The 21,581-nt window shown below is 43.9% G+C and carries 15 protein-coding genes and 1 riboswitch; of the genes, 5 read left to right on the top strand and 10 right to left on the bottom strand.

The genetic code is table 11. The features are described from left to right. Nucleotides 1-100: 100 nt before the first annotated feature. On the bottom strand, nt 101-1,366 hold the full coding sequence (locus FCL46_RS14615) for a 3-deoxy-D-manno-octulosonic acid transferase (RefSeq protein ID WP_167505871.1): 1,266 nt from the start codon (nt 1,364-1,366) through the stop codon (nt 101-103). 138 nt (nt 1,367-1,504) lie between these two features. Here FCL46_RS14615 and FCL46_RS14610 point away from each other — a divergent pair, with 138 nt between their 5' ends. The 4 genes from FCL46_RS14610 to FCL46_RS14595 all read left to right on the top strand — a co-directional run bounded on the left by FCL46_RS14610 (nt 1,505) and on the right by FCL46_RS14595 (nt 7,709). After that, nucleotides 1,505-2,272 carry a 16S rRNA (uracil(1498)-N(3))-methyltransferase gene (locus FCL46_RS14610; RefSeq protein WP_136807460.1) on the top strand — a complete coding sequence of 256 codons (768 nt, stop codon included), beginning with the start codon at nt 1,505-1,507 and terminating at the stop codon, nt 2,270-2,272. A 473-nt stretch (nt 2,273-2,745) separates the two neighbouring features. Continuing rightward, on the top strand, nt 2,746-3,210 hold the full coding sequence (locus FCL46_RS14605; RefSeq protein ID WP_136807462.1) for a hypothetical protein: 465 nt from the start codon (nt 2,746-2,748) through the stop codon (nt 3,208-3,210). A 952-nt stretch (nt 3,211-4,162) separates the two neighbouring features. After that, entirely contained in the window at nt 4,163-6,610 is a 2,448-nt protein-coding gene (locus tag FCL46_RS14600) for a glycosyltransferase (protein WP_167505872.1), read from the top strand. A gap of 445 nt (nt 6,611-7,055) precedes the next feature. After that, a complete protein-coding gene (locus FCL46_RS14595; protein ID WP_136807466.1) occupies nt 7,056-7,709 on the top strand; it encodes a hypothetical protein in 654 nt (217 codons plus the stop codon). 147 nt (nt 7,710-7,856) lie between these two features. Here FCL46_RS14595 and uvrC read toward each other — a convergent pair whose 3' ends face one another. After that, nucleotides 7,857-9,665 (bottom strand): excinuclease ABC subunit UvrC, encoded by a 1,809-nt coding sequence (gene uvrC, locus FCL46_RS14590; RefSeq protein ID WP_136807468.1) that lies wholly within the window; start codon nt 9,663-9,665, stop codon nt 7,857-7,859. Nucleotides 9,666-9,881: 216 nt separating this feature from the next. Continuing rightward, a riboswitch (cobalamin riboswitch) is annotated at nt 9,882-10,094 on the top strand. 91 nt (nt 10,095-10,185) lie between these two features. On the opposite strand from uvrC, the gene thiC reads away from it, so the two are divergent. Further along, nucleotides 10,186-11,526 carry a phosphomethylpyrimidine synthase ThiC gene (gene thiC, locus FCL46_RS14585; RefSeq protein WP_136807470.1) on the top strand — a complete coding sequence of 447 codons (1,341 nt, stop codon included), beginning with the start codon at nt 10,186-10,188 and terminating at the stop codon, nt 11,524-11,526. A gap of 10 nt (nt 11,527-11,536) precedes the next feature. Here the strand turns inward: thiC and FCL46_RS14580 are convergent, their stop codons facing one another. The 8 genes from FCL46_RS14580 to FCL46_RS14545 all read right to left on the bottom strand — a co-directional run bounded on the left by FCL46_RS14580 (nt 11,537) and on the right by FCL46_RS14545 (nt 21,161). Next, on the bottom strand, nt 11,537-13,147 hold the full coding sequence (locus FCL46_RS14580) for an ABC transporter ATP-binding protein (RefSeq protein ID WP_136807472.1): 1,611 nt from the start codon (nt 13,145-13,147) through the stop codon (nt 11,537-11,539). A gap of 10 nt (nt 13,148-13,157) precedes the next feature. After that, nucleotides 13,158-13,430 (bottom strand): acylphosphatase, encoded by a 273-nt coding sequence (locus tag FCL46_RS14575; protein WP_136807474.1) that lies wholly within the window; start codon nt 13,428-13,430, stop codon nt 13,158-13,160. A gap of 443 nt (nt 13,431-13,873) precedes the next feature. Next, the gene (locus FCL46_RS14570; RefSeq protein WP_136807476.1) at nt 13,874-15,055 is read right to left on the bottom strand and encodes a diguanylate cyclase; all 1,182 of its coding nucleotides are present in this window, start codon (nt 15,053-15,055) and stop codon (nt 13,874-13,876) included. A gap of 256 nt (nt 15,056-15,311) precedes the next feature. Continuing rightward, nucleotides 15,312-15,536 (bottom strand): MoaD/ThiS family protein, encoded by a 225-nt coding sequence (locus tag FCL46_RS14565; protein ID WP_136807478.1) that lies wholly within the window; start codon nt 15,534-15,536, stop codon nt 15,312-15,314. After that, a complete protein-coding gene (locus FCL46_RS14560; RefSeq protein ID WP_136807480.1) occupies nt 15,537-17,264 on the bottom strand; it encodes an aldehyde ferredoxin oxidoreductase family protein in 1,728 nt (575 codons plus the stop codon). A 101-nt stretch (nt 17,265-17,365) separates the two neighbouring features. Further along, a complete protein-coding gene (locus FCL46_RS14555; RefSeq protein WP_136807482.1) occupies nt 17,366-19,294 on the bottom strand; it encodes a molybdopterin biosynthesis protein in 1,929 nt (642 codons plus the stop codon). Then, on the bottom strand, nt 19,291-20,562 hold the full coding sequence (locus FCL46_RS14550; protein ID WP_136807483.1) for a molybdopterin molybdotransferase MoeA: 1,272 nt from the start codon (nt 20,560-20,562) through the stop codon (nt 19,291-19,293). The genes FCL46_RS14555 and FCL46_RS14550 overlap by 4 nt, the downstream gene beginning before the upstream one ends. Further along, entirely contained in the window at nt 20,559-21,161 is a 603-nt protein-coding gene (locus FCL46_RS14545; RefSeq protein ID WP_136807485.1) for a hypothetical protein, read from the bottom strand. The genes FCL46_RS14550 and FCL46_RS14545 overlap by 4 nt, the downstream gene beginning before the upstream one ends. Nucleotides 21,162-21,581: the final 420 nt, after the last annotated feature.

Here is a 21,581-nt window from a genome sequence, read left to right as displayed (position 1 = left end):
CGGTTTGAAACTCTATGCGAGTGGATAAAACTATTCCAAGGATATAGCAAACGGCTACAGAGGCGAGGAGATGTTGCCTGAACAGTGCACGCACGCGTAGTTATAACACTGTCTGGATGAGGTCAATATGTTGTTTGATCACACCTTTTTGGGAATCAATGCATGCCTTTGCCGCTAATCCCATCTGTTCCCTCTTTGTCGAGTCACTCATCAACTCTCGTAACGTCGATTCTAATTCGGAGTGGTTTGCAACGGAGACTGCACCACCCGAATGAATGAGATTGGATGCGACTTCAGCAAAATCCTCCATATGGGGACCAAAGAGTACAGGAATTCCCATAGAGGCTGGTTCAATCGGATTGTGTCCACCTTCTGCAACCAGAGTTCCACCAACAAAAGATATTGCTCCGTGTCTGTAAGCGTCAGCAAGTTCGCCTATTGTGTCTAGCAGGAAGTAATCCCCAAATTCTGAAAGTTTCTCTGAACGCCTGACACCGCAAAGATTCTGTTCTGCCCCGAGCGCAAGAATCTCTTCTGCTCTTTCAGGCTTACGTGGGGCAAGAACAAGGTAAGTATCAGGATAGTGTGTTTTAAGGGATGAATATGCAGAAAAAATTACTTCTTCTTCACCGGGGTGCGTGGAGCCCGCCACGATAATACGTTTGTTCTCAGGAAGAAGTTTTGAAAATTTCATGTCGTCTGTTGCAATGTTGATATGAGCATCCATTTTAAGATTGCCCAGAGTGTGCAGTTTATCCTGATCAATATTGAGTTTCAGTATGTTCAGTCTGTCAGTTTCTGATTGCATGACGAGATGGCTGAAGCACCGGAACATTGGAGTAAAGAAAAAAGAGAACTTTTTATAGTCCGCTAAAGACTTTTCTGATATACGACCGTTTACAAGGAGGGTCGGGATTTTTTTTCGTCTGAATACCGACAGAATATTTGGCCAGAAATCTGTTTCAACGAGGATATATACATCCGGTTGAATTTGAAGAACAAATCGTGAGAGAACCGGGAGGATATCCAGAGGTGAACTGAAAATCTCATCAGCAGTGGTCGCGAGTAACGTTTTTGCTAGAGCTTCCCCAGATTCTGTTGATACAGAAACAACTATTCGACTTTCAGGGTAATGTTTGCGTAAACCTTTAACCAGTGGTACCGCTGAAGTAGTTTCTCCTACAGAGAGTGCGTGGACCCAGAATGTTGGTCCTTTTTTTCTAACAGTTCGAGTGGGGAGGGGGAAACCCAGCCGTGCAGGGATGCGCTTTCGGTATTTGGGTTTAAAAACTACAAACGCGAAGATGAGCGGCCAGAAGATAATCAGTAGTATCAACTGCAATATGTTATAGAGTAGTGCTATCAAAAATAAACCTCCGGAAGTGGTGGCAGAGAATACCATAGGTATGTAATTACTTAAAGAGTAACAGAATCATACGTCGTATATGTATAGTATGGTTCTTAAAAATATCATACAGTTATCGCTGTAATGTATCAGGCATAAATGAATATAATACTGGCAGAAGAAAACGAGATTGAAAATGAACAGTTAGTTCTGACCGATCATCGGGCTACCCATATAGTTAAAGTTCTCCGTGCAGAGATTGGTGATTCTGTCCGTCTTGGTGTGATAAATGGTCTGAAAGGTACCGGCATCATTGAGACCATAGAGAAAAAGCATCCGCGATCAGTATCAATCAGGGTGAATTTAACTGAAGCAATGAATTCCCGCCCGCAGATAGACCTGATTGTTGCCCTGGCACGTCCAATAATGATGCGAAGAATTCTTAGCCAGGCGACAGCGCTTGGTGTAGGACGTTTTTTAATCACCCATGCAAATCGTGTTGAAAAAAGTTTTTGGGAGGCATCACTTTTAGAGCAGGAAAACTATCAGGAACATCTTTTGCTCGGTCTTGAGCAGGCTGTAGATACACGAATGCCGGAGGTGAGCTATCATCGTCGTTTTAAACCGTTTATAGAAGATGTAATTCCGTCAATTGCTGAAGAGTATTCGCATCTTCTACTGGCACATCCTGATGCTGAATTGACGTTAACTCAAGGTATGAAAGGGAATGCAGAGCGCATTCTACTTGCTATAGGACCTGAAGGCGGATGGGTGGATTTTGAAGTGAATAAATTTACAGAGGCTGGTTTTCAAACATGTTCTTTGGGTGAAAGAATACTGAAAGTAGATACAGCTGTAATTTCTATCCACAGCAGGATTAGCCAGATTTTAGAAATGAAAACGTCCTTGGAGACTGTTCCAGAATAAACCTTTTTGCTCAAATTGAGAGATTTTGATGATAACAAACAGAGTCATATTTTTGATATCGGAGTGTACACGTGCCTTCGAACATTGGTATTGCCGAAATGACGAAGAGTTGGGGAGAAAGGGTCTTTTCGGACAGCCTCCTAGTAAAACTGACATCTAAACCAATTTACCTAAGAAATCTGTAACTGCCAGGAATTGTTTTTATTGTATCTGGTGAATTGGGTAAGAAGCCTGTTTATCAATCTCTTCTATCGGTTATTAGGCTGTACAGTGTCAGGTTCATTTGCTATATATAATGCGCATTATATGTTGCGAATTGTTGTTTAATGGTAATAAAATCAATGTTCCTGGTCGATTAAAGATGTTTCCTGCTTTTAGGTGTATCTACGGGAGTCAGATGTGACTATGGAGCATTATTTCAGTACATGAAGGGCCATTGGTGCTCCACGTGCCCACTAGTGTAGGTGTTGTAAATGAATAATACATTTTTAAGATATGTTTCCCATTGTTTCCTGAGCATTGCTCTTTGTCTGATTGCACCCCATGCAGGAATAGCAGCAGTCCCTCAACATGATGTCCGTTTGTTCCACGATGAGTCATTTTCTAAAGAACAGGAAAAATTTTTCCCTTTTGATACCATTTACACAGTGGTTGATTTTTCCGATATGCAACCCGGCGACTACAAAATTGATATCGACTGGATCCAACCTGATGGAAAACTTGTCCGTAACTCGTCACACCCGTTTACTCTCAGTGAAAAAACTGAAGCGTACCGTGTTTTTTTCTGGTTGAAACTTCATGCCAAAGGTCCGCTGGGGCAACTGGTAAGCGGAGATGAATATACGTCGGTTGTTTACGGCAGATGGAAGGTGCAGGTTTCATGTAATGGTGAACACCTTCCCCCCACATCGTTTGTAGTTTCGGATGATATTATGTAGATGTTTTCACGCAGTTGGCTGAAGGATTCTTTTCAGCCAACGTCTTTTTTTCAAACTCCCATTACGCCTGGCTCACTATTGCCTCATTGTTTTTGTCGCTAGCAGATTGGACATGCAATTGACCATATATCTCACCTTTTCTATTTTGACTTTATAAGCATCCAGGAACACCGGCATGATGACTGGCCACTGGATCTATCAGTAGTGTTCAGCATCGTTATGGACTGGTAAAAAACGACGTGTTTCATGATGTGAAATACCTGATTTTGTTAAGCAATAGGTGGAGTAAATCAACTAGCAATATCAAGAGTATGTGCAATAGCCTGTATTGCCTGAATATTCTTTAAAAACACAATGCATTAAATTGTTGAAGGATTTAGCACTACAAGGAGATATTGGCAAGGTTTGTAGGAGACTGTCCGAGAATGCCTTTCTGCAGAGTTTCGCTGCGCTTGCTTTCCTGTCAAACTCTTCGGAATTTCAAAAAATAATGCTTGTAAAAGCATACATATGGCTGTGATTATTTTTTTAAAATGTCTCAATTTTGATCAAAATTCCTTTTCTCGGCCAGCAGCCTTGGGGCTTGGATTTTTCTCTGAACATTGTGTTTTCAGATGAAAGTGTCGTTTTTTACCATTTTGAAGCGTACCGGAAATTATATAAAACCTGTCTAAAAAATGGTGTAATATAACGGAATGTGTTATTGATTCAGCAGGTTCGTTACCGTTTTAGGTAGAGTACAAGAAAAGCTCGAAAGAATGGGAGGCACGTTAATTGTGAGGTCATCTACATACTTCTTGTGTAGCTGTCAGACGAATGATTAATCGCAAGGTGCTGTCATTACTCTTAATCTGTATAACTATTTTTAAAAAACGTCTCAATTACGAATATGGTACTAAAACGTGTTAGACAGCTTGTGTTGTTGTGTAACAATCCGAAATATCGGAAGATATTGTTTTCAGACCTCTTTGATCCAATCTATTATCTCAACAGATATCCTGATGTTGCATCGCAGGGAGGTGATCCTCTACTGCATTATTGTAATTCTGGCTGGAGTGAAGGTCGAAGACCCAGTCTTATCTTTGACAGCTTATATTACACCCGCAATTATGACATAACCCAGGGCCAGATAGATCCTCTGGTCCATTATATTGATGAAGGTTGGCAGAACGGAAATAATCCCAATGTTTACTTTGATACCGCATATTATCTGACAAGGCACGGCGGTGAGTTTTCTGAAAAGACAAATCCGTTATTTCACTATCTGGATGAAGGATGGGAAAAGGGGTATTTACCTTCAGAAATCTTTGCACGGGGAGAGTATCATAGAGTAGTACATCGTTTAAAGGGTGGGGATGTTTGTCCTCTTATTTATTTCCTTGAGAAGGTTGATGCGGTGAGGGATAATCCACCGGCATATTTTGATTCAGGATGGTACCATGATCAGAACCCCGGGTTGCCTAGAGATACCCTTGCCTTATGGCACCATTACATTGATTATGGAGTGCATGAAGGGAAAAATCCGTTACCGATCTTTAAAAGCAGCTATTATCTTAAGGGAAATAATGAACGTGGTGAATATATTCCGGAACCGTTTGCTCATTATAAAAAGAAGGAAAATATTGATAAACGATCACCTGCTCCGTGGTTTGACCCAGAATATTACAGGGCTTCTTATCCAGTAAAAAACAACTGGCATCATTCAATGCTGGAGCATTATCTGAAGTTCGGTGTGTTTCATCAGACCTACGCAGATCAGCGAATTGCAGATTTAGCTTCTAAACCTGTTATCTCTATTATTGTCCCTGTCTATAATCCGGCACCTCACCATCTCAATAACTGTATCCGTTCGGTACTGTTTCAAGCATATCCACACTGGGAAATTTGTCTCTGTGATGACCGGAGCACAGCGCCGCATGTGAGGCCGATTCTTGAGAGGTGGGCTACCCTCGATAAGCGTATCCATGTTACCAGACATACAGAAAATCGAGGGATTGCAGCAGCAACGAACAGTGCAGTTTCGCTGGCTACCGGCACGTATATAGGATTTCTGGATAATGATGATGAACTGTCGATGGACTGTTTATATCAGATAGTAAAAACCATCAATGAAACCGGTGCAGATATTTTATATACCGATGAAGATCTCATAGGTGAAGATGGCAGACAGTTCTCAACATTCTATAAGCCGGGATACAACAGGGAGCTTTTGCTCTGCCACAACTACATCACACACTTTGTTGTAACGCTACGAGAGTTATTTGTAAAAGTAGGTGGATGTGATCCGAAGCTTGATGGTGCGCAGGATTTCGATTTACTCCTCAAGCTCACAGAAGTGGCGAGAATGGTTGTTCATGTCCCCGAAGTTGTATATCACTGGCGGGCATCCGAGACTTCGACCAGCATCAACCATGATCAAAAAGGGTATGCTGATAGTGCAGGAATAGCAGCAGTAGAGGCATCACTTGCCCGTACTCGTATTCAGGGTAAAGTTGAAGCAACAGAATGGAAATTTTACTACAAAACTTCACGGGCAATCTCTGAAGAATTGCCGGTAACTGTATTGGCGTATATTGAGGCATTAACTGATGAATCATTTCACAATGTGCTTTTACTTGCACAGAATACACAATATACCAATGCAGAATATATCCTGGTTTGTACCCGTAACCACCCTGAGGCAAGGGAATGGTGTTTGCGACTCCAGGCTCAGCTGGGTGAGTCGATTACAAGTGAAATCTATCTAGAAAACGAGGAACTCACTAAAGCGCAGGCATTCAATAATGCAGCGAAGGATGCAACTGGTCACTATCTGGTTTTTGTCTCAAGTGATGTGTGTATTAAAAAATACGGATGGCTGGAAGCGCTCATCGAATACGGACAGAGTCGTGAAGTGGGTATGGTTCGTGGTAGGTTGAATTCTCTGGCAGAAATGGAAAAGGTTGATCATATCCCTAATATACGATGTGAATCCCCATTGTATTTTATGCAGTTTCTCACATCATGCTCAATTCACATGAATGGTTTGCAATGGCCACAGGAAGTGATGGCGGTGCCCATGGAACTCTTTATGGTGAAAGCTGGTTTGTTTATCTCTTCAGGCGGTTTTCGGGCTCAACTCTTTCCTGGAATACTGGCTGCAGTTGATCTGAGTTTTAGATTGAGGACCAAAGGATATATAAATATCTATACGCCGTATTGTGAAGCAGACTGGGTGGTTGAGAGGACAGGAATTCATGAGAGTCGTCATAAAGATACGTGGATGTTAGAAAAGCATGATTTTCAACATCGTTGGCGTGAAACGCTTAGCATTGGCGATCCATACTATCATCCTGGATGTTATAGGGCTCACGGTATAACGGATGAAGAATTTATCCAGTGGTGCAGTGGTGTTAAGTGATAAAGTAATTTTTCTCAATATGATTCGCGTAGTGATTCTATCACCATTTTGTTTCCGGAATAATCCAGAGTTTTATCTTCATCTCCAATTCGGCTGATAGCTATACATATCTCAAAATATTTAGAGGTTATAGACAAAAAGAGAATTTTTCTTAATTATAGTATTCAATCGTTAATAAAATTTGAATACTAACCGATAGATGATGTATCATGCTTTATTCCTTCTCCAAATGACGGTGGGTCAAGAAGGTATGTCGAGGTAATTTCACGTTAGCAGGAAACGTGTAACATCCCCAAGCATTGGTAGGGGGGATGGACTGGTCCGTTCTGCGTTTCACAAATTGCATGCTGTCTTGATGATTACGTTCAGTGCTGGAGGCAAAGATTTTTTAAAGAGGCCAGTGGATGGGGTACTGGCTAAATAACACAACGAAAAGGAGAGTGTTGTGAATAATTATTTTAGAGGGGGAATGTGGGGAGTTGGCTTTTTGGTGGCTGTACAATTGATATTAGGTACTGGAATTAGAACCGCTTCTGCTGTTGAGGTATTAAATGATAGCAAAAAGCATAGTGCGACAACAGATATCGAAGCGCCTCAGGAAGACAAGACCTTTAAACCATCATCTCCAAAAGAAACGAGCAGTACAACCACTTCGACGCCTAATAAAGCACTTATCATTGGTGGTGCTGTGGCTCTCGGTATAGGTGCCATTGCTATTGCAGGTGGAGGAGGGGGAGGTGGTAGTGACAGTAGCATTAGCAGTAGTAGTACGGTGGGGTGCGAGCTTGATCCGGTTGGGGCAGATATTGCAGGAACCGACTGGCAGGGTAAATTACGACTTTTACAATACGGTTCTCAAATGGTTGTTGCAACTATAGAACAATGTGGCAGAGATATCACCATAAGAACAGTTACAGCCTTTCCTTATGGTAAAGTTTTTGTTGGAAGTATCAATGGAAGCGGTCATCTAGACGTAACAGATCAAAATACCTTTCAGATTTGGACAACATTTAAGGGACGTGTAAGTTCAAAGCAGGTGAGGATATATGACTATGTGAATGGGGGGAAAGACCTCGACTATCTGGAGCTTAGCAGGTGAATAAAGCGCACTCCCGCTGCTGAAAGAGCGATGCAACTTGTCAGATATTCTAACGAACACTGTAAATCAGGCGAACTTGATATTGTATTACAGCAGGTTTTCCTGATTTGTAGTGTAGTAAAAGAATCTGTTGCTGCAATGGGTACTTCAAACCGGAGTATTAAAATGTTCAAATATTCCTTTAGCCATTTCACCACCAACTCCATCGACCTCTGTTAACGCCTCTATTGAAGCTGCCCGCACATTTTTTAAGCTGCCAAAGTGTTTGAGCAGTCGTGTTTTTCGTTCTTTGCCGATGCCGGGAATCTGATCGAGTTCTGAGTGAAATGTCGATTTGTTTCTGAGTTTGCGGTGAAATGTTACGCCGAAGCGATGTGATTCATCACGGATACGCATGATATAGAGAAGTACAGGGTTGTGGGAGGGAAGCAGGATCGGGTTTTTTCTACCGGGCTTATAGAGTTTTTCGCCTTCTTCCTGTTTTTCTTTGGCAATGCCGATCCAGTCAATTGAATCTCTGATACCCAGCTCTTCTGCTACACTCAGCGCCATGCTTAACTGGCCTTTACCACCATCCACGACAAAAAGATCAGGCAGGTCTTCTTCTTCAATCCCGCGACTGAGTCTGCGGTTTAAGACCTCGCGCATCATGCCGTAATCATTAGGGCCGTCAATGGTGCGAATTTTGTAATGCCTGAATTTGGGTTTTGCAGGTTCACCTTTTTCAAAGCAGACAAGAGAGCCGACAGCCTGCTTACCACTGATGTTTGAGATATCGAGACATTCGATTCGCTCAGGTGATTTCTGCAAATGGAGTTTGTGTTGAATGGTTTTAGCAAGAGACTCCCAACCCTTTTTCTTTTTCTCACGTTCGCTGAATACCTGATCACTGTTGGCGGTAGCCATAGTAATAAGCTGCACTTTGTCACCGCGTTGGGGGACGAGTAGAGAGAGTCTTGCTCCTCGTAGATCTGAAAGGCTATCAGCAATCAGTTCAAGGTCTTCAGGCTCAAATGGCAAAAGAATTTCCTTTGGTAAATAGCTGTCTTGATCATAATATTGAGTGAGTACCTGCGAGAGGATGACCTGATCTTCGCCATAAGGATCTTCTAAGAAGAAATTACGGCTGCCGGTTAAGAGGCCTTCACGAATAAATAACAGGCTGATCGCTACAGCGGTTCCCTTTCGCGAGAACCCGAAAACATCCTGGTCTGTGGCGTTTTCGCTGGAAACAACCTGCTTTTCAAGGGTCCGGTTTAATGCATTAATCTGGTCGCGCAAGGTCGCAGCCAACTCAAAATCAAGAGAAGTTGCAGCTTCCTGCATTTGCTCGGAAAGCCGTCGGATAAGATCCTTATTACGACCTTCAAGGATCATAATCACACTGTTCACATGCTGGGTATAGAGTGCATGATCAGCGTGTCCTGCACATGGGGCAAGGCATTTTCCCATCTGGTGATTAAGGCACGGTCGTTTACGTTGTTTAAGTTCTCCACCTTTACACTTTCTAAGCGGAAACAGAGACGCGATAAGCTTCAGTGTTGACCACATCGCTGACGATGAAGAATAGGGACCGAAATATCTGGCTCCGTCTTTTTTCCTACGTCTGGCCATATGTACTCGGGGCCATTCTTCCTGAGAGGTCACTTTTATAAAGGGATAATTCTTGTCATCACGAAGAATGATATTGTATTTGGGCTTATGCTTTTTTATGAGTGATGCTTCAAGAATCAGTGCTTCTTTTTCTGTATGGGTCAGGATGGTGTCAACCTTGGCAACCTGTGAAAGCATTATTCGTGTTTTGTTATATTCCGCTCCCTTATATCGTGCATAGGAAGAGAGTCGTTTAAACAGATCTTTTGCTTTTCCCACATAGAGAACTACTGATTTGGGGCCGAGCATTAAATAGACGCCGGGAGAATGCGGTACAGAGCTGAGAAAATCCTGAGGAAACATAAGTCAACAATGGTAGAAAGTGAGAATTGCCTTGAGTAACCATGTCTAGCTGGTAGTAGGTGCTGTAAGACATGTGCGATAGTATGTTGTATACAGAGTAATAGCTCAGAATAGTAATGCAATATTAACTCTTCGTCATCTCTGTCACAAAATAAACTGAGCCCAAAAAGTGATCTTTACAACAGCAGTCAATTCGGCTACTGTCTTGCTGTAACATAATCGATAACTCAACCAGGTGCTTTCACCCAGTTGCGGGAGAAAGTGAAAAGGGAATACGGTGAAAATCCGTAACGTTGGGCCGGCGCTGTGTTCGGGGACGACGACTGCATTACGTCACTGCCTGCTTATGCTGATTTGCAAAGCAGATGGGAAGGCGCAGTCTGAGAATGATCCGTAAGTCAGAAGACCTGCCTGGAAGAGATAATGACTTTATTGCTCAAGAAAAGTCCGTACCACATTATTGTGGTGCGGACTTTTTTTATGCCCGAGAGCAATGCATGAAATTTTTATAGGAGCAGTTATGAAAACGCAGTTAGAACTTGCACGTGAAGGTATCATTACTCCTCAAATGAAAAAAGTTGCAGCGGATGAGGGCATTGACGAAACAGTAATTCGGGACGGTTTTGCATATGGTCACATTGTCATGCCGTGTCACCCGGGTCGTCCTGATCAGAACTTAGTTGCCATCGGTAAAGGTTTACGTACCAAGGTAAATGCATCGATCGGTACCTCTTCAGATATACATTCAGTTGATCTTGAAATTCAGAAAGCTCGCGCAGCCCAGGAAGAGAAAGCGGACACCTTGATGGAACTTTCCACCGGTGGTGATCTCGATGGTATCCGTAAGGCGGTATTGGCAGAATGCAGCCTGCCTGTGGGTAACGTGCCTTTGTATCAGGCATTTGCTGAAGCCACTAAAAAATATAAGAACCCGAATAAACTTGATGCGGAGTATCTGTTTGAGCTTATTGAGCGCCAGCTTGAAGACGGTATTTCCTTTATGGCAATTCATTGCGGTATTAATCAGTTCTCCATCGAGCGCTTGAGAAAGCAGGGGTTCAGGTATGGTGGTCTGGTATCGAAAGGCGGCACCTTTATGGTCTCCTGGATGGAATACCATAAAAAGGAAAATCCACTTTACGAACAGTTTGACAGAGTTTGTGCCCTGATGAAGAAGTACGATGCGGTTCTCTCACTCGGAAACGGTATTCGCGCAGGAGCAATTCATGATAGTCATGACAGAGCACAAATGGCTGAGATGATCATCAACTGTGAGCTTGCAGAACTTGGTCGTGAGATGGGTTGTCAGATGATGGTTGAAGGTCCGGGTCATGTTCCGCTTGACGAAATTGCAGGCAATATCATGCTGGAAAAAGCAATGAGCGGCGGTGCACCATATTATGTTCTTGGACCACTGCCCGCAGATACAGGTGCTGGCTATGATCATATCACCGCAGCGATCGGTGCGGCAAACTCAGCTCGACATGGTGCAGACCTTATCTGTTACATTACTCCGGCTGAGCATCTTGCACTGCCAAACGAACAGGATGTGCGTGAAGGTGTTAGAGCCACCAGGCTTGCAGCACGAATTGGTGATATTGCCAAGTACCCGGAAAGAAGAGAGCAGGAAAAACGTGTTGCATTAGCACGACGTGACAGCGCCTGGGAAGATCACTTTAAATTGCTGATGTTCCCTGAGCAGGCTAAGGCGATTCGTAAGAGCAGAACACCTGATAATGAGAAGACATGTACCATGTGCGGAGATTTTTGCGCAATGGAGCGAGGACATTCTTTATTTGAGAAAGACATTGCAGGTGATAAATGTCGTAGTAAGCATATGGAAACAGAGCCTGCTGAATGATGCTGTTAAACTAGTTTCCCAGCGCTGCTGAAAACAGTGTTTTTGTATATTCCTGTCCGGGTGATTGAAAGATTTCCCGGGCAGGCCCTGCCTCAACAATCTGTCCGTTCTGCATCACAGCAATATAATCTGACAAGGCGCGGACAACGCGCAGATCATGAGATATAAATAGATAGCTCATGTTATAGCGGGATTGAAGATCAAGTAGTAATTCAATAATCTGTGCCTGGATGGTGACGTCAAGCGCTGATGTCGGTTCGTCAAGAATAAGCAATTTAGGTTTAAGTATCACTGCCCGGGCGATGGCAATTCTCTGTCGTTGACCGCCGGAAAATTCATGAGGGTAACGCCAGGCCATGTCAGGTTCTAGTCCGACTTCTTCAAGTGCTGCAAATACAAAATCACTTCGTTCATCCTTTGTGCTTTTCGGAGTATGAATTTTTAATCCTTCTTCAATAATCTGATGCACAGTGAGTCGGGGAGAGAGGGATGAATAGGGGTCTTGAAAGACAACCTGGATATCATGCCGTAACTTCCTCATCTCCCTGTTTGACAACGGCTGAAGGTTTGTCTGATTAAAAAGTATCTCTCCTGAACTCTTAACAAGTTTTAAGATTGCCATGGCAAGGGTGGTCTTTCCTGATCCGGATTCTCCAACAATGCCGCAGGTTGTTCCCTGCTCTAAATTAAAACTCACATTGTCTACGGCTGCAATGCTCCGTGTTGTTCGTTTGAGTGGAAAGGTCCAACCTGTCTTGATTTTAAAGGTACAATTGAGCCCTCTGGTTTCAAGAAGTATGGGCGCTTTATCTTTTAAGGCCGGTGCCCCCGATGGAACAGACGACATCAAGTGTATGGTGTATGCTTCTTTAGGATTATTGAGTATCTGTTCGGTGTCACCTGATTCAACAATCCCTCCGTCTTTCATTATATAGACATAGTCAGCCGTTCTTCTCACCAGTGCAAGATCATGGGTTATAAGCAGTACCGACATGTCAAACTCGTCCTGCAGATCTTTTATGAGCTCAAGAATCTGGACCTGGATTGTAACGTCAAGAGCTGTTGTCGGTTCATCAGCTATAAGCAATTTCGGCCTGCATGCCAGTGCCATGGCAATCATGACACGCTGGCGCTGTCCACCTGATAACTGGTGGGGGTAGACATGCATTCTTGCAGCTGGTTCGGTGATTCCGGTGCGACCCAATAATCGTATAGCTTCTTTTTCAGCATCAAATTTGTTCATACTCTGATGCATTATGAGCGGTTCAATCATTTGATTGCCGATCGTGTACACAGGGTTAAGCGAGGTCATCGGTTCCTGGAAAATCATAGAAATTCGATTGCCGCGAATAGTACGGATCTCATCCAGAGTCAGAGGAAGCAGTTCACGGCCGGTAAATCTGATCGAACCTTCTGTATCGACATTAAAGCTGTCTTCAAGTAATCGGAGGACGGATAACGCTGTGACCGATTTGCCGGATCCTGATTCGCCAACCAGTGCGATGGTCTGATGACTGCCAATCTGGAGGTTTATGTCATGAAGAACCTGGGTTCGACCGAGAGTACCCGTTGCGGTTTCGGTATGAAACCAAAGATTAAGATTTGAGATTTCAAGTAGCATCTATTGTTTGTCAGTAGCGAATTTCAAAGCCTCTGAGTTTCTCTGTCGGAATAACCTCATCGACAGTAACAGCGGTTACCGTTGATTGGGGTGAACCCTCCTGGAACCATTCAATCATGGTATCAATTGATTTTGGCATTCCTGAGAGCAAGGCTTCAACAGATCCGTCCGGCTGATTTTTGACCCAACCTGATAACTCGAGCAGATTGGCTTTACGTTGTGTGTAGTCACGAAAAAAAACACCTTGAACCCGTCCGTGCACGATGACATGTACTGTTTTCATAGAACGCCTGGGTGATGTGGTAGCAGTTGGAAATCGGACAGTTACTATACTGTAAGCTTACCATCACTTTCGTGTAAGATCAGCAAGAAATGTAGAGCAACCTGATTATTTCCAGAAGGAGTAACAAGAGGCTAAATATTCAGAGATGTAATGAGTTTCCATCCGAAATTGGTGCTTTTTATCTAACTCTTCGTTGCTCTTGAAAATATATCCTTGCAATATCATGGGTATGGCTGTGATTAATTTTATTGAGCGCCTCGATTGAGATGGTAATCCTTCGTTTCGCGATGAAAACTCATTAAGCTATAGCAAAAGAAAAAAATGCTGCATAAATTCGTATTGAATAAACGTCTCAGGAAAGGTTGACGGGAAAGGCTGCTTATAAGGAAATCGGATGTAATATGAGATTATTCAAAAAATATCTGGTGATAACTGCCGATCGCTCAGTGTGACCTGAAGTCAGGAATTTCAGGCATTTCATTTTCTTTAAGAAATGTTGCGATCTGGTTGCTGGCAGTTTTTGCCATTTCTTTAAATGAAAAACTTAAACCTATATTGAAGGTGTCTGGATCACTCTTTTCAATACGAACTACTTTGCCTATCAGAAGGACAGGGTCTCCGTTATTTACCGGAACACTCATCTTTTGAGTACTACCTAAAGCTAAAGGACTAGGAGTTTCAAACAAAATGCCGCCCATTCCTATATCTTTACAATGACCTGAAAAAACCTGTTCGTCGTCAAACCCTAGCTCTTGGACCAGTATAGGTTTTCGCAATTTAACCCGAAGATATCGTCTCTGCTCACGTTTAAATTGCGATATAAGGTTTTTGCCGGCTCCTTTCGCAAGATATACAGCACTGTCTGCCATTTGGAGCAGATCTTTTGGATCAACAGAGTTAAGAGGGTACGAGGCTAATCCGCCGCTAATGGTGAGAGAAAATACATGCTTATCGTAATGAATATGTGTTGTTTCAATCTCTTTTCGAATACGCTCTGCAAGAATAGAGGCGCTGACATTAGGTGTAAGCGGCATAAGCAGGACGAACTCTTCACCACCATAACGGGCTGCTATATCACTTTCCCGTTTTGCGCGTCGAATAGCACTTGCAACTTCCTGGAGAGCAACGTCACCAGCAATGTGGCCCAGAGAGTCATTCACTTCTTTAAAATCATCAATATCAAGAAAGAGAATAGAAAGGTCTGTATTATAACGTTTCGCAAGTGAGACCTGTTGTTCAAATGTCTCATCAAAGTAGGTTCGATTAAATAAGCCAGTGAGGGTGTCGTGGGTTGTTCCGGTGACGATCCGATCAAAAGTACGGGAATCTACAAGACGGGCATTAGGGAGAAAATTGGTTTTTGTTGCAAGGAAATCACTTAAAGCTGTAACAAGGTTTACCTCTCGATCAAGCTTCCAAATGAGTTTGCGTCTATGTTCCTTCAACGTGTGCCAGTATTCTTCGGCGGTCTTGAGGGGCAGGTCAAGCGTGGTGAGTGTATTAAAAATAACAGGATAAACACTATTGCCGTGTTCTGTAATAAGATCCTGCATTTTCAGTATAAACTCATCTTCATTTGCAGCTGTGTTTCTGCACTCAATGATGGCTGCCCGAATAGATTCCATATTACCCTATCCTAATATTTACAGTGGTTACTATAGGTTGGTATATCAAAAGATATTATCAGAGTATTGTGAGTATAGGCAAACTATATTTTGTAATATCATTACGATTGCAAAGAGATATGGCAACGGAAGAGGGAAGAAATGTTCAAAATATGCTTAATGTACAGGGGGTTGGAAAAAAATGTGTATTTTCCAACCCCCCTGTATTGAAACAGTATAATATTACTTAATAAATACCACAAAATGAGTTGTCAGTTCATCCGCCACCGACTACCGGGAATATAGCGAGTATATCTCCTTCGTGTAATTCGGTTTCAAATTGGCAGTGACGCGAATTGATCATGAGCACTCCAACTTCTTCTCTGTCAATATCAAGACCGTCAACAACATCACCTACCGTGGTATTATTTTTATACTCCCTGCCTTCTTCCAGGAATCGATTATCCCGGAAGTAGGCAAAGAGTTTAACGCTAACTTTCATTTAGAAATTCCAGAAAGTATCGATCTCCTCACCAGAGAAATCGAAAACAACATTGTGTGGCGGAACCTGCTCTGTGTAGAAAAATTCAGGCAGACGGTCGTCAGCACTGGTGAAACCAGCCTTCTCATTAAATGCTTTTTCAGTCTTCAGAATGTGCATACCGAGATTGGTTACATCGTCAGCGGTAAGTGCAATACCAAAGCGAGCATTAATGAGGTCAATCAGAGATGGCAGGCAGGTCTCGTTATCCAGGGCGGCAAATGCGATAAAGAGACACATGCCGGTAGAATCGATTGCTGCTGTTGCGATCTGCAGGTTTCTGGAAAGTTCTACCTGACCCTCTTTTGACAACGGATCAACTGCACCGCCGACGTTGAGAATGTTGGTAGCAATGGTGTAACCCATTGTGTGATCGGCACCCTGTGTTGAAGTTGCGTAGGTAATACCAATACCTTTGATCGCACGAGGATCGTAGGCTGGAATTGCCTGATTTTTAACAACAGGAACCCGGGTAACACCGTAAGCGGTACCAACAGCGCCAGCGCCGTTACCGATGAGTCGACCAAGTCCGGTACCATTAGCAACGTCTTCTCTCAAGATCTTGCAGATTCCTGCACCATCACCAAATTCAAGAAGTCCGCCTTCCATTGCAACACCGAAAGCTACAGAGGTTTCGATGGAGTCAATTCCGAGATCATCCATAATCATGTCGGCTTCAGCGATATGATCAAGGTTCTCTACGCAACAGTCAGCACCCATTGCCCAGATTGATTCATATTCAAAGCCGGAGGTCAACTTTTTGCCTTTGGCATCATTGTAAACCTGTGAACACTGAATGACACAACCCGCATGGCAGTTGTGCTTTACTTTGCCACCACGTTCCTGGATGGTGTCATGCATGGTCTCGCCGGAGATTTTCTCATGTCCGGGAAACTGTCCCTGGGTGAAGTTCCTGGTTGGCAGGCCACCGGATTCGTTAATGATGTTAACGAGAACGTTGGTGCCGTACTGGCCAAGTGCCTGGCTTACAGGATGGTCAACGAGAGCTTTAGCAAAAGCACGGTTGGCTGCCTTAAATTTGTCAGGATCAGCGATTTCAACTTTACCGTCACCTGGGGTTATAGTGATGAATTTAACCATCTTAGAACCCATTACAGCACCAAGACCACCTCGACCATGGGAGCGAATACCGCCATCAGGATCTTTTACGGAGATATTAGCAGAAGCCATTCTCATTTCGCCAGCCTGACCAATGGTGATTACGGCAGGTTTACCTTCAAGGCGTTCTGAAAGGCTTTCAACAACAGCAAAGTTACCTTTACCGATAAGCTCGGTCTCTTCAGCAATGGTAACACCCTCTGGAGTAACCGCGAGGCTATACCAGGTATCACCGGCAGGCTTGCCTTCAATAATGAGTGCTTTACAACCGCATCTGGCAAGAAGTTGAGCTGAAGTACCACCAGCGTTAGCTTCTTTAATTGTACCTGTAAGCGGGCTTTTAGCGCCAACAGACATTCTGCCTGAGTTTGCTGCTACGGTTCCTGAGAGCAGGCCGGGTGCAAATACAAGCTTGTTGTTCGGTCCGAGTGGATGACATGTAGGATCCACTTCGGCCGCAACGATAGTTGAGGTGAGTCCGCGTCCGCCATGACCGGCCCAGGCTTCAGGAACATCTTCAACACTGGTGGTCAGATTCGACAGGTTTACACGAAAAATCTTGTCATTCATAAACTTCCTCCTGCATGTGGTGTGAGGTTATTGCTATTCCAGCTAACGCTTTTCGACTATACCCGTAGTCGTTGAGTGTTTTGGCTAATGATGTGTTTCAGTTAATCCATTTGGTACATGATGTTTCCTGCATCCCTAAGGCTGTACCCTCCCAGGGCGAGAATCTTTTTGTGAAATTCATCTCCGGTTCTAATCAGGTTAAGAACCTTTTGAACTTTCGGGTCATCCAGATATTTCAATGGTACAATCAGGTCATAGCGCTCTTCAGCAACCGGGATAAAATCGAGGCCAAGTGCTATGGCGGCTGCTCGAATACCCATTCCCGCATTAACAGAACCGCTGGCAACAGCGGCGGCAACGCTCATATGGGTGTATTCTTCATGGTCGTAACCGGCAAGTTGAGATGGCTCGATTTTCAGATCATTAAGGATTTTATCGGTGAGCAGTCGTGTGCCTGCACCTCCCTGACGATTGATGAATGTGAGGTTTCGTTTAACCATGTCCTCAAAGCCGGTGATCTTTTCCGGATTACCCTTAACTACCATTAACCCCTGTTCTCTGTAGCATAAGTTAATGAGTTGCAGCGGAGTATCCGGCAGTAGCCTCTTAATAAACGGTATGTTGTATTCGCCTGTGGTTTCGTCAAGCAGATGGCAGCCTGCAAGGTGTGCTTCATTGCGTCTGATCGCCATGATACCGCCCATAGAACCTACATGTGCTGATGAGATTCTAGTGAGGGGGCGTTCTTTGTGCAGCTGATTTGCCAGCAGGTCAAGAATGTTGTCGTGACTACCAATAAAAACGAGGGTCGCGTCTACTTCAGCTTGCGGGCGAACAAGTTCAATCTCTACCTTTTCACCAGCACCAACACCCTCATTTCCTGCCGGGATGGTTAGAATACCGTCGGCCCTTACAAGGGACATTACGGCACCGGCACCTTTACCGGCAGGTGTTGCCATAAGTGTGTCGCCTACCTTGCCAAGAGTGATGCGGACAAACTCATCTACACCCATTGAAGAATGAACGGGTCTTGACATCACAGCTTCTATTGAGCCATGATTTTCCATATCCCGGCCGAGCAGGGTGGTGATCATTTCTTTTAAAAATAACCGCATCGTAAGAACAGCGGATACCGGATATCCTGGCAGCCCGATTACAGGTGTGTTGCCAATTCGTGCTAAAATTACTGGTTTTCCAGGTTTTATAGCGACACCGTGAACGATAACTTCACCTATTTCACGCAGTACATTTGAGCTGAAATCACGGGTTCCCGCGGATGCACCGGCGTTGAGCACGACAAAATCATTTTCGGCAGCAGCAGCTATTAAAGCACTTTTAAGTTTTTCCGGATCATCGGCAACCGGCTTTGACCGTGAAGCATCTGCACCCCAGTCGTTGAGGTAGCCAGAGAGAATACGTGAATTAAATTCAATAATTTCTCCTGGCCTGGGGGCTGCATCAGGTTCAATAAGTTCACTGCCTGTCGGAATTACTGTTGCCTTCGGTGGACGTTGTACTGTGATGGTGGTAACACCGGTTGCAAGCATTGCACCCTGATCTATTGGGCGAATATGGTGCCCTTCAGGAAGAATGAGCTCAGTTGCAACAATGTCTTCGCCGATTGTTCGGATATGCTGCCATGGAGTTGCTGGTTGCATCAGCTCAACTGAGCCGTTTTCCATAACGTGCACGTCTTCAATCATGACCACAGCATTAAAGCCATCTGGAATGGCGTTTCCGGTGTTTACCTGGCTAAACTGCTCTGGTTTTAAGATCACCGGCGATGCCTCACTGGCAGAAGCAAGCGATGCAAAATTAACGGCGATACCATCCATTGCTGCGGCATTATGGGCAGGAGAACTTCGTAGGGCGAAGATTGGCTCAGATGTTACACGACTAAGACATTCGTCTACCGGAATTGTTTCAGAAAGACCTTTTTTGAAAAAACCGCAATCATCAAGCGCGGCAAACCATTTCTGGCGGGCTTCACTTAGCGGTGTGTTTTTAACGTAAATATTGCGGGTACTCATTTGTATTCTATTACCTCTATAATGGAGCCCTGGGTTATACCCTGGCTTTCTTCGTCTATAACAAAATATCCGTGTGCTCTGGAGAGCGTTGAGATGGCGCCGGATTTTCCCATGACAGGTTCTGCTGTGATAGTGTCTCCATCACGCACTAAACGAACCCTGACGATATCAAGTCTTCCCGCAGCAGAGTTCATATTCCGGCTAAGAACTGCTGAAACAGTGGCTTGAGGTGTGGCACTCTCAAGTTGTATTCCTGAAAGCCGGCTGATTGTTGGTTTGACAAAGAGGTCAAAACATACCAGTGCAGAGACTGGATGGCCGGGCAGCCCGAAAACAGGAGTTGTGCCGCTAAGCCCAATGAGTACCGGTTTGCCAGGTTTAAGTTTTACGCCATGAACAAGTATTCCGGGAGGCCCAAGAGCTTCAACCGCCTGTTCTCCAAGGTCACGTACACCAACTGAACTTCCACCTGAGAACAAGACAATATCGTTTTCTTTCACTGCTTGTTCTATTGTGGGGAAGAAAATCTCTTTTTGATCAGAAACTATTCCGTAATCATTAGGTATTGCACCGGCTTGGTTAACATATGCTGCCAGAGCAATGCTATTGATATTACGAATTTTTCCGGGCTTCGGCGTTTCAGTATGGGGAATGATCTCATCACCGGTTGCCAGAATGCCTACGCGAACCTGTTTATAGACAGTAACTTGAGCAATACCCAGACCGGCCAGTAAGCCGATATCCTGCGGCCGTAGAACGTGGCCGGGAGTGAGTGGTTCATCCCCATCCCGTATATCATCTCCTACTCCGATAATGTTGGTACCTGCTCCGCCACCTTTAACAATCTCAATCATGGTGTCGTCTATCGGGACTGTGTGCTCATGCATAATTACTGCATCTGCCCCTTCGGGCATAAACCCGCCAGTGGCAATACGGAAACAACATCCCTTATTGACTGCACCTTCAGGCATCTCGCCCATAGCGACATTACCGGTTATCTGCAGATAGCAGGGCATGGATTCACTTGCACCAAAGGTATCTGAGGCGCAAACGGCATATCCGTCCATAACTGATCTGGGATGCGGCGGCAGGTTTTCTATCGAACGAACCGGTTCAGCAAGAACCCGGTTAAGTGCACATTCTATTGATATCTTTTCGGTAAGTCGGGCAGCTCCTGCAAGATGTGACTTGAGTATTTCCTGTGCGTCTTTTACTGGGATTAAACGTGTGCGGCCCAGCATGTCCTTCGTTGCATTTTGGGGTGTCATGATTCGTATCTAATACTGAAATGAACTGTCTGAAGATCAGAAAGGGCTGCTGTCAATTCTTTGGGATCGATTAATTTCCCGTCCAGAGTAATCGATTCCAGATACCCTGGTAGTGTCGATCTGGTATCTAAAAATTGAATAATCGAATCTGCTCGCATTGTGACTCCCTGCTTTAGCAGACCAGCACCTCTGTCTCGTGCTATTGTGTTAAAGAACTTCACAATAACAGTAATATCTGAACCGGTTGTATGGGTGTGCGTCTGTTCCTGAGTTGTTCTGAGTGCTGCATGGAGACTATTTTTACGAAATATCGCTCCAGCCAGGCCAGGCATTGCCGCAGAAACTGCTAGTGTATCATTATCATTTTCCATCTCTGTTTCAAGGTCATCAGTAGCAGTTCCATTTAAGAAAATGGTCTGAATATCATTGATGATGTATTCGGTGGAAAAGTCAGGAAAGCTTTGCAGTAATTCCCCGATTGAGGTCCCTGAAGTTGTTTTCACCAATATACCTGACTGTAGGAGCAGTGTAAAAAAACTGACCTTTTGCGGGTCTATTTTAAAAACAAGAGTTCGTTTGTCTATAAACTGTGTTTCCATTATTTGGTGAATATCCCTGTGTGGGTGAAAACTTAATAGTGGAAAAGAGATGGAGTGTTACGTTGTTGTTGGTTTTGCACACCGTCTTTTTCATAAACCTGTTTTGGACAATAGCAGAATTGATGACGTTGATAAACCTAAAAAAGCACCATCAATTGCTTTAAACTTCCTAAAACAGAGTCAAAATAACAGCTTCTACAATGTCGTGCATTAAGTAATCTCCTAATCTTAAGGATATGCCATGTATGCAGAAGAGACAGGTTGCACAATAGAGAAGATGCTTTGATGAAAAAAAATATTGAGGGCTGGTAGCTACTGATTACAGTAGAAAATATTATCTGAAAAAAGGTTTCTAAACATTACAGTAAAAATGCTTATAGTGAGTTCGTCTCAGATAGTTCCTGCCGCTACAGCAAATAA

The organism is Desulfosediminicola flagellatus (assembly GCF_005116655.2).
Lineage (GTDB): Bacteria > Desulfobacterota > Desulfobulbia > Desulfobulbales > Desulfocapsaceae > Desulfopila > Desulfopila flagellata.
The sequence above is the reverse complement of the archived record's forward strand: the minus strand, read 5'-3'. Positions and strand labels throughout refer to the sequence as shown.